Raw genomic sequence first — 12,107 nt, forward strand, 5'->3', positions numbered from 1 at the left:
TGATCTACTCCGTTGGAAGCCGCCAGGCGCGCAGGATCGGCATGGCGGGCTCAGGGTCGGTGGGAAGGGGCTGAGAGACGATCCGGCGAAGGCCGGCATGGGCGTGGACGATCATATGGGGAGCAGTCGCGATGGCGAGATGGTGCTGGGCCGCGCCGGGCCGCAAAAGAAGGACGTCGCCCCGGATCGGATCGCTGTCGCAAGGCTTGAGGCCTGCAAGTGTGGCGAAGGGAAGGAAATCGGCGATATCGGCATTGCGAAGCCCGTATCCGGCGGGCACCGATACCGATCGGCCCGACCTCGCCAGCGCAGCCGCGACCAATCCCACGCAATCGAGCCCGTAGGCGGTATCGCGTCCGAACAGGCGGAAGGGAGTACCGACAAGGCTTTCCGCGGCCTGCGCGAAGGCTTCGCGCGTTTCGCTCATCGCGGCATCGGATAATGGGTCAGCAGGTCGTTACCCGGCAAGTGCGGCTCGCCCTGGAAATTCGCGGCGTTGGTGAAGCGTGTGGCACAGGTCGCGATCGTGTGGTCGCATCCTTCGCGAATGAGCACGCGATGGCCGGGAAGGGTCTCGGGATCGATAGCCCGGTCGAGCACCAGCCCGTCCGCATCGGCGGCGATCACGGTCGCGGCGAGGCCGGTCTGTGGCCCGTCGATCCAGCGCAGTTCCCCTTCGGCGAAGCGCGTCGGATCCGCTATGGCGAAGCGCACCCGGTCGAGATCGCGGTCGATCGCTTCGGCCACCGCGCGATGTGTGAAGCGGGCGGGGGAGAGAGTGCAGCCTTTGTCGCAGAAGCGCGCGCGACAGCCCGGGCTGGTGCGCGGGATCGTGTCGCGCGCCAGCAGGGCCTTCGCCGATTGCAGCCGGGCGGTGAAGCTGCCGTTCTCGCGCCCGACGCTTTCGATCGTGCCGCGATAGAGGATTTCCGTCTCTCCCGTTTCCCAGTCGATCGCGCCCACCGCCACGCGCGCGCCATCATAGCGTCTGGCGGCAAGGTCGCTCTCACGGATGGCGTCGTGCGACAGCGCACCCTCGATTTCGGCGGCGTCATCGGCGAAATCGACCGTGCGACGGATCGCGGACGGGACCATTCCGGGGCCTGCGCGATGGAGGAGGCCGTCCGACCAGATATCCCGATCATGCGTGGTGAAACCGAGCGCCACGCCGTCGCGGCGATGGATGCGCCAGACGCTCGCCACCGTATCGAGCGGGCGGTCGAAGAAAATGCGGCTCACGCGAAGATCTCCTCCCGCAATTCGATCAGCGGGATCGAAGGCGCTTCCCCGGCAGCGAAGGAGAGGCCAGACACGTCGATCCGATCCTCGGCGAAGCGGACGGGCACGTCGAACAGGAAGCCTGCGCGCAGGATCGCGCCGGCAGGCGGTCCAGTTTCGAACAGGATATTCCCGCCCGTGCCAAGGGTCCATTCGTTCGTCTCAGCGCCGTCGACGCTGACAAGCACCAAGCCTGCGTCCGGGCGCGTGATGCGGCGGGTCTGTTCGTCATAGGTTTTGACGAGCGCGAATTCGGATGCGAGCCCGTCGCCCGTGCCGATGATCTGGTCGAAGGCGGTCGGTACTCCCGTCATTCCGTTCGAGCTGAAATCGAACGGATCGCGGAGGCGAAATCCGCGTGCCGGACCGTGGCGGGCGCGGAAGAAAGCGATCAGCGTGCCAAGCTCGTCCTCCGAGCGGATACCCGGCCCGACATCGAAGCGCAGCCGCGCGTCCGACCACAGGGCATTGCGCCGCTCGTGCCCCGACGCGGTCAGAGCGACGGCGGTCGAGAATTCCGGGCTGACCGAAGCGTCCCGCCCCAGCGCGAGCGGATAGGCGATATCGTCGAAAGGCGTCATGGCATCCTCGTGAGTGTCGTCGGGATTGGGCAGGCGCGTGTATCCGTCGCGTGCGATCTGCGGCAGCGCCCAGACATAGCGACGCGGAACGCCCCGGCGGCGCGCCTCGTCCAGTCCCGCATCGATCCGCCGCCAATAGAGGTCGGCATCCTGTGCCAGCAGGACGAAACCGGAGAGGAAATCCTGCACTTCCAGCGGATAGCCGAGCCGCGCCTGCACCAGATCGTAGCCCGCCCGCCGCGCGGCGGTGGCACCCCCGGTCAACCAGTCGTAATCTTCCAATTGCAGCCGGTCGAAGGCGGGATAGGCCCAGCCGATGGGCAGGTTCGCGCGCTTCAACTCGGGCATTTCGGGATCGAGAATTGTCGGTGTGAAGGCGAGCAGCAGGATTTCCGCCTCGCCCCCGCCGCCGTCTACAGTCGCATCGCGGACCGCCTGGGCCAGCGCCGCCGTCGATTGCGCCAACAATGCGCCCGCCGCATCGAGCAGGGCGAGCTGGCTCTCGTCCATCGCCGCGCGCATGTCGGATATCGGCGTCGCCGTGTCGCCCAAAACCGCTCTGCCGGCGTCATCGTAGAGGCAGGGCTTGCGGCCTTCGGGCTGGACCCACCACCACGGCTCACCGATCTGGAATTCGACCGACATTCCGGCATCCAGCGCGATTGCCACGAAAGCGGCGGCGACCTGGCGCAGATAGCCCATCGCGCCGTCATGCGCGGGCGAAAGCAGCGTCGATGGCGGCACCCACCCGGTCAGCGCAGGCGATCCGTCATGGGCGCGCTGCTTCCAGTCGTTCCAGCAATGTGCGTCGAACAGTTCGTAGGATAGCGACCAGATCACGGTGAAATCGCGCGCCATGGCCTCGGCAGCGAAGGCGCGGTGCCAGGCTTCGCACACGCGCGACAGCACGCCGCCCGCGAGGCTGACGTAATGGCCGCCGCCCGACGGTTCGAGCCGGAAATAATGGCTCATGCCGACATAATGGACGATCCGGTCGCGATAGCCGAGGGCTTCCACCGTGCGCAGCAGGCGCGCGGGCGTCTGGTTGAAACTGTCGTCGTAGGCGGTGGCGATCCCCTCGCCGTGGGCGGGCAGCATGACGTCCCCGATGGCCAGCATCGCGCGCTCGCCATGGCAGGCGATGTCGCTCATTTCCCCCCAGCCTTCGCTGCGCGCGGGAAGCGTCTGCGTACTGTCGGGGACGAAGGATGCGGGCACGAGGCTGACGAACATCCGGTCGATATCCGACGGATAAACCGGCTCGCCCGGCAGGCCGTAGCCCGATTGAAGGTCCGAAAAGCGCAGCGTGACGATCGCGTCTTCGGGCGTGCCGACCGCGTAATTCCACAATCGGACATACCAGACGCGCGCCGCGCCGCTCGCATCCCGGCCCTCGATCGTCAGCGTCGGCCCGTTCGGCTGGTCGAGCGGGACGATGCCACCCGAACGCCAGCGAAAGGTCAGGACGGTGCGCGAATAATCGCGGTCGGTGGTGTAGCGCAGCAGGGGGTGATCGAGCACGTCCTCGCTCGCCCAGATCAGTCCTGCGAGTTCGCCCTCGTGGTAGAATTCGCAGTCGACCCGCAGCGCGTCGGGCGCGGTGGCGACGACGCTTGCCATCATGGGGCGGGGGAAATTGACGGTCCAGAACCGCGGATCGAACCGCTGGATCGCGTCCTCGTCCTGCCCGTCGCGACGACGGGCGAGCCAGAAGGGCATGAGTTTTGGGTCCTTTCGTTGCGAACCGGCCTCCGCCGGTTCGTCCTCGGTGCTATTCCCTGCGCTTCGCTTCGGGACACCTGCGGGCGCGCGGTCGCGCTTGCGGTCGGCTGGTCGCCGACCGATCCTGGCCACGCTTTTTGGTTCTTATTATTCCACCACCGCTCGTCTTACGGCGCTCGCGATCTGTCTTGCCGAGCGTCGAAGCGCGACCGGAGTTTCGGCTCCGCGCGTGGCGGGGAGGGCGATGTTCACGCGCACGTCACGGCCGTGCGAGGCGCCTTCGCGGTTCGGTTCGACACGCCCGGCGCTGGTGGGGACGAACAGTTCCGGGCCTCTCTCGCCGACCAGATAGGGCCGCTCGGGCGAAACCAGACCGCCGGTGGCGCGGCCGGGGAGGCCGGTCAGGCCCGCCAGGAGCCCAGCCAGAACCCCGCCGATCCCGCCGCTTTTGCCCCCGCCGCCCATCACGCGGTCGAGACCCAATTGGAGCGCCTGCCCGGCGATCTGGTCGAGCGCGCCGAGCGCCACGCGCTTCAAATCCTCGAAACCCAGGCTCCCCTTGCGGATCGCCGAGAGCAGTCCGCGTTCGAGCACGTCGCCCGCGCGGGCGAATCCGTCCAGCAATTGTCCGTCGAAACTCGCCCGCATGCGCGCGATATCGGCGGCGAACCCGGCGGTGTTGGCGCGGATATCGACCAGCAGCGGGTCCAATTCGTCATCCATGGCGATCCCTTTCGATCATGGCCGCGATCTCGGCACGGTCGGGCGGTGCGGCATCGGCGGCTTCTTGGCCGATGCAGGCGGCGAGTTCCGCCGGCGTCGCGGCCCAGAACACAGGCGGCGTCCACCCCAGCGCTCGCGCGGCAAGGCCCGACAGGCGCAGCGCCGTTTCGGCGAAATCGGTCACCCGGTGCCTTTCAGGATCTGACCGAGCAGCACCCGCAGCGCCGCGGTGCAGCGGGCAAGGCCTAGCGCCATCACCGCCTCGCCCACCCGTTCGCGCGGCACGGCGCGATCGGCGAGGCAGTGCCAGAAGAGCGCCGCGATCTCGGCCAGTTTGAGCTGCCCGGCACCCGCCCGCTCGACCAGCGCGAAGAGCGGGCCGAGTTCCTCTTCGGCCCGCACCAGCGCGTCGAACGTCGGACGAAGCAGATGCTCGTGTCCGGCAATGGAGAGTAAGGCTTCTCCGCGTAGTGTGTTCGCGCTGCCGGTCATGGTTTCAGCGCGGCTCACGACGGCACAACCGCGCCGGAACTTTCCAGCTGCATGGAATAGGTCCGTTCGCCATTGAAATCGCCGGAATAATCGAGCCGCTGGACAAGGAATTGCCCGCGCATCTTCGCCCCGTCCTCGAAGCTCAGCTCGTACTGGTCGAGCGTGCCCGCCAGCGCATGGGAGCGGACCCGCGCTTCGGCATCCGAGCCGAGGAATATCCCGCTCGCCGAGACCGAGACAGACCGCGTGCCCGCCCCGGACAATAGCTCGCGCCAGCCTCCGGACTGCTTGTGCGTGACGACCACGGTATCGATATTGACGCTCATCTGCGTGGTGCGCAGCCCGGCGACGGTTTCATAGGACGGTGTGGCGGCGCCATCGCCGATCTTGAGAAGGAAGGCAGCGCCTTTCTGGGCGGTCATGGGTAGGTCTCCTTTTTTGTTTTCCGCACGCCATCCGGCGTGCGATATCCTCGCGCCTGATGGCGCTGCGGGCGGGCGGTCGCCCTTGCGGACCCTGCGGGTCCGAGCTCCGCGACCAAGCCAAGATGTTTTGACGGGAACGGTCCGCGACCAGCGGACCGCAAGCGCGACTGCGCGCCCGCAGGTGCCCGACCGAAGGTTGGAACAGCACCGAGGACGAAGCCACGGAGGTGGCTTCGAAAAACTAATTCTCTTCTAAAAGCCGAAACCGGTACTCTATGAGCACCGCACTCAATCCCTTCGCTCGCCGCTCCGCGCGGCTGCGCAGGAAGTGTGTGCTCACGATGCGATAGCTCTGCTGGATCGGCGCCATGGTCGCCAAGCGGCGCTCGATCAGGGCGATGGTCTCGGCCGTCGCGGCTCCATCATCGGTGCGATCCGCCAGTTCGAGCGCCACCCGCACCTCGCGGCCCGCAAAGGTCTTGCCGCTCCAGTCGGCAGACGCGCTCGCGGCGATGCCGAGCCAGGGTGGGCTGGCGGCGGCGGGGCTTTCCTCCTCGACTGCGTTGAGCCGCGTGGTCAGCGCGGGATCGGCGCGCAGCCAGGCGATCAGATCGTTGCGAAACAGGGCTTCCATGGTGTGGGTCTCAATTCGCGAACAGGGGCCAGAGATAGGGGGCGGAGCGCCAGCGATGGCCTTCGGGGCGCCGCTGTCGGGCGCGGGCGAGGCGTTCGGCGCGCGCGGTCAGCGCGGCGGCGAGGCGGTCGAACGGATGTGTCGGCGCGCTCACAGGCGAAGCGTCCGGTAAGGCCGCCACAGCGCCGCGATCGCGGCGGGGGGAGGGCGATCGACCCCGCCGTCCCGCTCGCGATATTGCCAGGCGGCGAAGCGGACGATCCCTTCGGCGAGCGCGGAGGGTAGCCCGGCCCAGTCGGCGGGCATTGCGCTGGGTTCGACGAAGCGCGCGCATGTCTCGTAGCCCGCAGCCAGCAGCCGCAGCAGCAGGGCATCCTCGCGCGGGCCGGAGATCGCGAGCCACTCCTTCAGCGCAGCGAGCGGCGCGCCCGTCAGATCGGGCACGACGATAAGTGTCGGCATGGGCGGGTCCTTGAAAGAGGGGAAAAGGGGTGGGGGAGGACAGGGGAAATCCTCCCCCACCGGGCAGCGCCGCGAGAAGACTATCCGAGCCGGAGGCGAGGCAAGCGCGACTGCGCGCCCGCAGCGCCATCGGGCGCGAGGATAGCCAAGGCCGCGAAGGCGGCCGCCGGCGCTTGAGGCCAAACGAAAGCTTAGGCTTCGATTTTCAGCAGCTTGATCGCATTCCCGTCGAGCACCTGGCCGCCCACCCGCTTGGTGGCGTAGAAGTGGACGAAGGGCTTGTTGGTGAAGGGGTCGCGCAGGATCTGCGTCGCGCTGCGTTCCGCGATCAGATAGCCGTGGCGGAAATTGCCGAAGGCGATCGGATAGGTACCCGCCGCGATGTCGGGCATGTCCTCCGCTTCGACCACCGGATAGCCGAGCAGGCGGTCGGGCTGTCCTTCGACGAGGCCCGGCTGCCACAGAAAGGCGCCATCGGCGGTTTTGAACTTCCTGACCTCGGCCAGAGTCGCCGAATTCATCACGAAGCTTGCGCCCTGGCGATGGCCTGCCTTCAGCGTATGGACGAGGTCGATCAGCGTGAGATCGGGCGCAGCGCCCAGTCCCGCCGCATCGCCGCTGCCGATATATTGCAGCGCGCCGAAAGCTCGCGCATCGTCCGCCGCGATTGTTGCCGGGGCGGTCAGGAAGCCTTCGGGCTGGTTGAGCCCGCTCCCGTTCACGAAGGCGGCGCCTTCCGCGCGGGCGAATTCCATTGCGATCTCGCTCGCCAGCCACGCCTGAAGGTCGAAGCCGACATCGTCGAGCATGGCTTGGGATGCCGCCGGATTGGCGTAAAGCTCACCCGTCGGCGGGGCGATTTCGTGGAAATCGGGCGTGGCGGTGCCGGGGCGGGCGGCGGTCTCGCTGACCCAGCCAGAGGCCGTGCCGCCAGTTGTCACCAGCTTGCGATAGCCCGCGCTGCCGGTCTGGACGACTTGCGCGATTCCCCGGATCGGGCTGATCTCGGTCAGCGCACGGGCGATGGCGGCGTCGATCTGACGCGGGACGGCATAGCCCCCGTCGGACGGCGCCGCACCGCTGATCGACTTGATTTCATGCGCCGCGCCCCGGCGCAGATAGCCATCGACGAAGCCCTTCACTTCCGGAGCGGTTTCCTGGCCGGAGGGTGCGAGGGCGGGGCGGGCAGCCGCGCGGGAGATACGATCGACGCGGGCCTTCACGTCCTCGACATCGGTTCTGAGCGCAGTGACCTCAGCCTCGGTCCGGTCCTGCCGTGCGACGATGTCGAAGCTGGCTTCTGCGATGTCGGGGGTGGGGGCGGGGGTGGTAGCCGTGTCGGGAGTGGTGGTCTGGAAATCCATTCTCTTTCCTTTCGTGGACGAAAATCGGGGAGTCTTTGTGTTTCGAACCGGCCTCCGCCGGTTCGTCCTCGGCGCTGATCCTCCCTTCGGTCGGGCACCTGCGGGGCGCGCGCGTGCGCTTGCGGTCCGCTGGTCGCGGACCGTTCCCGGCCAAACGTGTCGATGTGTTCGCGGAGTTCGGACCCGAAAGGGTCCGCAAGGCCGACTGGCCGCCCGCAGCGCCGTCAGGCGCGAGGATTTCGCGCGCCGGATGGCGCGCGGAAAACTGAAAACTAAATCAAAAAATGCACCCGCGCCCCATGCTGGAGCGGGTGCGTCACCACGCTGACTTCGAACAGGTCGATTGCGGCCAGTTCGCGGCCCTGCGGCGTGTGGCGAAAGCCGCGGGCGCGGTAGCCGAAGCTCAGGCCGCTGACCTTGTGGGCGCGCAGCATCCGGCCCGCGCGACCCATCGGATTGTCGATCGTCGCAATCACGCGTAGCCCGCGCGCATCCTCGCCCGCAGTCTCGACCCAGCCGATGCGCTGTTCGGGCCGGTGCTGCCAATAAAGCGGGAAGGGCCCGCGCCGCGCGGCCAGCGTATCGCGGAAGGCGCCGGGCAGAATGACGTCGCGATCGGCATCCGGCACACCGAACAGAGCGGCATAGCCCGCGATCCTCAGCCCGCTCATCGCACCATATCCCCGACGCCCAGCCTGACCGCGATGCCGACCAGCAGCAGCGCGAAGACGCCGCGCACCAGCCACTCGACCGCTGCCTTCCACGCGCTCGCCTTGGCGTCGCGCCAGGCCGAGAGAAGCTCGCGCAATTCGTCGATATCTCCCGAAGCCTTGTCGTCGGCGAGGCCCAGTCGGGACAGCGCGCGAGCCGCGCCCAATTCGCTCGCTTCCTCGATCAGCGCGCGCAGCGTGACGAGATCGCCGCCCTCCGCCGCCGCCTGGCCCACGAGGCGCGCGATCATGTCCTCGCGGTTCATGCGCGGTCCTCCAGCCCGAGCAGCTTGCGCTTCTCATCGTCCGACAGGAAATCGGCCGCGCCCACCTGCGACCACAATTTCTCGCGGTCTTCGGACAGCGCGGGCACGCGGTCGAGATCGACGCGCAGGCTGGCCTCGCCGAACCACGGCTCCAGCCCCCGGACGAGCCCGTCGAGCATACGCGTCGCCAGCGGGAGCAGGGTCAATCGCCACAGCGCGCGATTGGCCTCGCGGTAATTGGAATAGGTGTTGTCGCCGGGAAGCCCCAGCAGCATGGGTGGCACGCCGAAAGCGAGCGCGATGTCGCGCGCCGCGCCCGCCTTTAACGCGGCGAAGTCCATGTCCGCCGGGCTCAGAGACATGCTCTGCCAGCTGAGGCCTCCTTCCAGCAGCATCGGACGCCCGGCATTGCCAGCGCCCTGAAAGGCCTGGGCGAGTTCGGCCTTCAAGCGATCGAATTGCTCGCCCGTCAGGCCCGCGCCGTCGCCGGTTTCGTAGACCAGCGCGCCGGAAGGCCGCGCCGCATTGGCGAGCAGCGCGCGGTTCCATTCGCTCGCCGCATTGTGGACGCCGACTGCGCCGTGTGCGGCGGCAAGGCAGCCTGCGCCGTAATGGTCGTCACCGGGGTGAAAGCCCTTCAGGTGGATCACTTCGGGCCATCCGTCCTCGTCCGCCAGTGCGAGGTCGATCACCTGCTCGGCCACGCGGTAGCGATAGAGAGCGGGCCAGCCGTCCTCGCCCGCAATCACCTCGACCCGCTCGGGCCGCAACGGATGCAGATCGACCGGATCGCCCGCCGCATCCTTCACCACCTGACAATAGGCATTGCCGTGCAGCAGAAGCTGCGCCGCCAGCGTCTCCAGCAGCGGCTGCGATCCGCAGGCGCAGTTGACGAGTCTTTCGAGCGCCTGCGTATCGCAGGACAGCGGCGCGCCGCCGATCCCCTCCGCCACGATCCGGACGCTGCGTTGCGCCACCGGATTGTCGAGATAGGCCTCGCGAATGGCGGCGGTGTAATCGAAGCCGGGACTGGCGGGGCTTGCGTCAAACAGAGTGCTCCATGGCGCGACGAAGCCGCCCGCGACAGGCACGCGGACATCGCCCCCGCCCTTGAAGGCGGAGACGAGAGTGGTGAGGAAGGACATGAAAGTCTCCGTGGTGGCGGATTGTTAGTTCGGGGTCGCGCGTGGGCGTTGGCGCGGCAAAGTAAGGGGCGTCATCCCCGCGAAGGCGGGGATCCAGTCAGCGCAAGGGTTCGAAGCCGAGATCGACCGCAAGGTCTCGCCAAGCGGGATTGGCTTCTTCGATCAGCCGCAGTTTCCAGGCGCGGTTCTATTTCTTGATCCGCTTTTCGCGAAGGATCGCGTGTTCCATCGTGCCGTGCGGTTCCAACGAAAGGAGCGTCTTGGTGGACAGCGCGGCGCTCACAGCCCACGCACTCTTGGCTCCCCGCCACCCTTCTTCAAAACCAGCTCCGTCAGCGCCCAGACCAGCGCGTCCGCGCGGTCGGGCGAGCGGCCCGGGCCTTCGTAGGCGCCGCCTGCCAGAAATCCGCACATCTGGTCTTCCAGTTTCGCGAACAGGCCGACATGGCGCACGCGGCCCCGCTCATAGAGCGCGGCGACGGGTTCGGCGCGGGCGGCCTTGCCCCGGCTGGCGTGGACCAGCCTGATGGGGAGCGATATTTCGGCGGCGCGAAGTACGCTTTCCACCATCGCGCCGCCCTGATTGGCTTCGGCGACGACGCGATCGGCATCCCAGTCCTGCGCCGCGCGTGCCACTGCGCGGGCCCAGCGTTCGGGGCTGGCGCGCTCGACCGAGCAATCCGCCAGCACGCGGGCGATCCCGTCCTGGCCGGCTGCGCAGACCACGATGCCGCACGCATCCCCTCTGGCCGAGGCCGGCGGATCGACGCCGATTACCACGCGGGTGGGCGGAGAAGATGGCGACGCTTCGCGGCAGCGTTCGATCAGCGCGCGGGTCCACAGCGCGCCTTCGCTGGCCTCCACCATTTCACCGTCAAGTTCCTGCCGCCCGAACCCGCTTTGCGAGAACTGTTCGATCATGCTGGCGAAATAGTCGGCGGGCAGGATCTCGCGATTGTCGACCGTCCTGCCGCGCGCCAACACGACCTTGCCGCGCTTCGCATCCGCCAGCAGCAGGTGCATCAGCGGCGCGTTGCGCGGCGTGGTGGTGGCGAGGACGCGGGGCTTGTGGCCCAGCCGCATGGTGAGCTGGAGATTGTTCCAGCACGTCATGGCGCGCTCGCCTGCATTATCCCATTTGGCGATTTCATCGCACCAGGCATGGCTGTGCTGCGGCCCGCGGAGGCTTTCCGGTTCGGCCGCCGAATAGAGAAAGGCGAGGGCCCCGTTCTCCCAGGTGAGGCGTTTGAGGCTCGGCTCGTAAACCGGCGCCAGCGCACCGGGCGCGGCGGCCAGCACGCCGCTATCGCCTTCGACCATGACGGAGCGGACTTCGGCAAGGCTCGCGCCGACAAGGGCGATGCGCGCCGCACCATCGTTTCGCGCCACGTCGCGGACCCATTCCGCACCCGCGCGCGTCTTGCCGAAGCCCCGCCCGGCGCAGATCAGCCAGGTGCGCCAGGCATCGGACAGCTCGCCTTGCGGGGGCAATTGCTCGTCGCGCGCCCAGCCTTCCCAGTAATAGCTTCCCAGAGCGGCCAGTTCATGCGGGGCGAGCTGGGCGGCGAGAGTCTCGCGATCCGCCGCGCCGCCCGCATCCATGCGCCGCAGCCACGATCCGCGCGACAGCTCGCGCTTACGCCGCGCCATCGTGGTCCGCTTCGGTCTTGCGCGCTTTCACGCCCTTGCGGGCCGTCGCTCGTGCTTCGGAGATCGCCTTGTCCCCCGCCTTGCGCTGGGCGCGCAGGGCATCGATCTTGGCATTGATCGCCGCGATCGTGGTGACTTCGCCCGCCAGCGTGCGGCGGCCCTTTTCGCGCGCCACCGCCTCGCGATGCGCGGTCAGGCACCTGAGAGCGCCCGCCGTATCGAATTTGCGCTTCGCCCCATCCTTTGCGCCAGCGGCCTCGCCGTGGCGCAGATGTTCGAGCAGCTGCATTTCCAGATTGTCATATCCTTCGCACAGCGCATCGAACCAGCGCCGGGCGAAATCCGGATCCTCGCGCCGCGTCTTGTAGACCCAGCTGAGGCTGATCTCCGCCGCTTCCGCCGCAGCGCTGATGTTCGACGTTTCGCCCAAGGCGGCGATGAACCGGTCGCGCCAATTCCTCGGCGCGCCGGTCCTGAAGCGCTTCTTCGTCATATGTCCCGTCCCGATCGTCTGGCGAGCGTGCGACACGAAAAAGGGCGGCGCCGTTGCCGGCCCGCCCGTTTCATCGATCCCGCCGGTGCAGCGGCGAATCACACTATCGCGATGTTCCGTTTCTCTAACCAAAGAGCGTCACGATGTCAATCATAAAACGCC

General features: G+C 67.8%; 16 protein-coding genes and 1 pseudogene. All 17 read right to left on the reverse strand.

Features of this window, described 5'->3' with window-relative positions; genetic code table 11:
• Nucleotides 1-4: 4 nt before the first annotated feature.
• The 17 genes and pseudogenes from J7347_RS11325 to J7347_RS11400 all read right to left on the reverse strand — a co-directional run bounded on the left by J7347_RS11325 (nt 5) and on the right by J7347_RS11400 (nt 11,945).
• A complete protein-coding gene (locus J7347_RS11325) occupies nt 5-427 on the reverse strand; it encodes an NlpC/P60 family protein (RefSeq protein WP_209162212.1) in 423 nt (140 codons plus the stop codon).
• Nucleotides 424-1,239, reverse strand: coding sequence for a DUF2163 domain-containing protein (locus tag J7347_RS11330; protein ID WP_209162214.1), 816 nt, complete (start codon nt 1,237-1,239; stop codon nt 424-426). Before J7347_RS11330 ends, J7347_RS11325 begins: the two co-directional genes overlap by 4 nt.
• Nucleotides 1,236-3,578, reverse strand: a complete 2,343-nt coding sequence (locus J7347_RS11335) for a DUF2460 domain-containing protein (protein ID WP_209162216.1) — start codon at nt 3,576-3,578, stop codon at nt 1,236-1,238. Before J7347_RS11335 ends, J7347_RS11330 begins: the two co-directional genes overlap by 4 nt.
• Before the next feature lie 150 nt (nt 3,579-3,728).
• Nucleotides 3,729-4,304 carry a tail tape measure protein gene (locus J7347_RS11340; protein WP_209162218.1) on the reverse strand — a complete coding sequence of 192 codons (576 nt, stop codon included), beginning with the start codon at nt 4,302-4,304 and terminating at the stop codon, nt 3,729-3,731.
• The gene (locus J7347_RS11345) at nt 4,297-4,488 is read right to left on the reverse strand and encodes a phage tail assembly chaperone (protein ID WP_209162220.1); all 192 of its coding nucleotides are present in this window, start codon (nt 4,486-4,488) and stop codon (nt 4,297-4,299) included. Before J7347_RS11345 ends, J7347_RS11340 begins: the two co-directional genes overlap by 8 nt.
• The gene (locus tag J7347_RS11350; RefSeq protein WP_209162481.1) at nt 4,485-4,796 is read right to left on the reverse strand and encodes a gene transfer agent family protein; all 312 of its coding nucleotides are present in this window, start codon (nt 4,794-4,796) and stop codon (nt 4,485-4,487) included. Before J7347_RS11350 ends, J7347_RS11345 begins: the two co-directional genes overlap by 4 nt.
• Before the next feature lie 14 nt (nt 4,797-4,810).
• Complete coding sequence (locus J7347_RS11355) at nt 4,811-5,218, reverse strand: phage major tail protein, TP901-1 family (protein WP_209162222.1); 408 nt, start codon at nt 5,216-5,218, stop codon at nt 4,811-4,813.
• Nucleotides 5,219-5,462: 244 nt separating this feature from the next.
• Nucleotides 5,463-5,855, reverse strand: a complete 393-nt coding sequence (locus J7347_RS11360; RefSeq protein ID WP_209162224.1) for a DUF3168 domain-containing protein — start codon at nt 5,853-5,855, stop codon at nt 5,463-5,465.
• Nucleotides 5,856-5,865: 10 nt separating this feature from the next.
• Nucleotides 5,866-6,009 (reverse strand): hypothetical protein, encoded by a 144-nt coding sequence (locus J7347_RS11365; protein WP_209162226.1) that lies wholly within the window; start codon nt 6,007-6,009, stop codon nt 5,866-5,868.
• Entirely contained in the window at nt 6,006-6,317 is a 312-nt protein-coding gene (locus J7347_RS11370) for a hypothetical protein (protein ID WP_209162228.1), read from the reverse strand. The genes J7347_RS11365 and J7347_RS11370 overlap by 4 nt, the downstream gene beginning before the upstream one ends.
• A 191-nt stretch (nt 6,318-6,508) precedes the next feature.
• Nucleotides 6,509-7,681 (reverse strand): phage major capsid protein, encoded by a 1,173-nt coding sequence (locus J7347_RS11375; RefSeq protein WP_209162230.1) that lies wholly within the window; start codon nt 7,679-7,681, stop codon nt 6,509-6,511.
• Nucleotides 7,682-7,953: 272 nt separating this feature from the next.
• A complete protein-coding gene (locus J7347_RS11380) occupies nt 7,954-8,352 on the reverse strand; it encodes an HK97 family phage prohead protease (protein ID WP_209162231.1) in 399 nt (132 codons plus the stop codon).
• A complete protein-coding gene (locus tag J7347_RS11385; RefSeq protein WP_209162232.1) occupies nt 8,349-8,657 on the reverse strand; it encodes a DUF6127 family protein in 309 nt (102 codons plus the stop codon). The genes J7347_RS11380 and J7347_RS11385 overlap by 4 nt, the downstream gene beginning before the upstream one ends.
• The gene (locus J7347_RS11390) at nt 8,654-9,802 is read right to left on the reverse strand and encodes a phage portal protein (RefSeq protein WP_209162233.1); all 1,149 of its coding nucleotides are present in this window, start codon (nt 9,800-9,802) and stop codon (nt 8,654-8,656) included. The genes J7347_RS11385 and J7347_RS11390 overlap by 4 nt, the downstream gene beginning before the upstream one ends.
• Before the next feature lie 97 nt (nt 9,803-9,899).
• Nucleotides 9,900-10,034 (reverse strand): annotated as a pseudogene (locus J7347_RS13350) (GIY-YIG nuclease family protein); the annotation flags it as partial.
• A 47-nt stretch (nt 10,035-10,081) separates the two neighbouring features.
• Nucleotides 10,082-11,452: a terminase family protein gene (locus tag J7347_RS11395; RefSeq protein WP_209162234.1), complete on the reverse strand. Its 1,371-nt coding sequence runs from the start codon at nt 11,450-11,452 to the stop codon at nt 10,082-10,084.
• The gene (locus J7347_RS11400; RefSeq protein WP_209162235.1) at nt 11,439-11,945 is read right to left on the reverse strand and encodes a hypothetical protein; all 507 of its coding nucleotides are present in this window, start codon (nt 11,943-11,945) and stop codon (nt 11,439-11,441) included. The genes J7347_RS11395 and J7347_RS11400 overlap by 14 nt, the downstream gene beginning before the upstream one ends.
• Nucleotides 11,946-12,107 lie beyond the last annotated feature (162 nt).

This window comes from Erythrobacter sp. A6_0, from assembly GCF_017744235.1.
Classification (GTDB): Bacteria; Pseudomonadota; Alphaproteobacteria; order Sphingomonadales; family Sphingomonadaceae; genus Qipengyuania.

Excerpts from the sequence above, each read along its gene's own strand:
- J7347_RS11325 (WP_209162212.1), bottom strand. The coding sequence starts at position 427 with ATGAGCGAAACGCGCGAAGCCTTCGCGCAGGCCGCGGAAAGCCTTGTC.
- J7347_RS11335 (WP_209162216.1), bottom strand. The coding sequence starts at position 3,578 with ATGCCCTTCTGGCTCGCCCGTCGTCGCGACGGGCAGGACGAGGACGCG.
- J7347_RS11340 (WP_209162218.1), bottom strand. The coding sequence starts at position 4,304 with ATGGATGACGAATTGGACCCGCTGCTGGTCGATATCCGCGCCAACACC.
- J7347_RS11350 (WP_209162481.1), bottom strand. The coding sequence starts at position 4,796 with ATGACCGGCAGCGCGAACACACTACGCGGAGAAGCCTTACTCTCCATT.
- J7347_RS11355 (WP_209162222.1), bottom strand. The coding sequence starts at position 5,218 with ATGACCGCCCAGAAAGGCGCTGCCTTCCTTCTCAAGATCGGCGATGGC.
- J7347_RS11360 (WP_209162224.1), bottom strand. The coding sequence starts at position 5,855 with ATGGAAGCCCTGTTTCGCAACGATCTGATCGCCTGGCTGCGCGCCGAT.
- J7347_RS11370 (WP_209162228.1), bottom strand. The coding sequence starts at position 6,317 with ATGCCGACACTTATCGTCGTGCCCGATCTGACGGGCGCGCCGCTCGCT.
- J7347_RS11375 (WP_209162230.1), bottom strand. The coding sequence starts at position 7,681 with ATGGATTTCCAGACCACCACTCCCGACACGGCTACCACCCCCGCCCCC.
- J7347_RS11380 (WP_209162231.1), bottom strand. The coding sequence starts at position 8,352 with ATGAGCGGGCTGAGGATCGCGGGCTATGCCGCTCTGTTCGGTGTGCCG.
- J7347_RS11385 (WP_209162232.1), bottom strand. The coding sequence starts at position 8,657 with ATGAACCGCGAGGACATGATCGCGCGCCTCGTGGGCCAGGCGGCGGCG.
- J7347_RS11390 (WP_209162233.1), bottom strand. The coding sequence starts at position 9,802 with ATGTCCTTCCTCACCACTCTCGTCTCCGCCTTCAAGGGCGGGGGCGAT.
- J7347_RS11395 (WP_209162234.1), bottom strand. The coding sequence starts at position 11,452 with ATGGCGCGGCGTAAGCGCGAGCTGTCGCGCGGATCGTGGCTGCGGCGC.
- J7347_RS11400 (WP_209162235.1), bottom strand. The coding sequence starts at position 11,945 with ATGACGAAGAAGCGCTTCAGGACCGGCGCGCCGAGGAATTGGCGCGAC.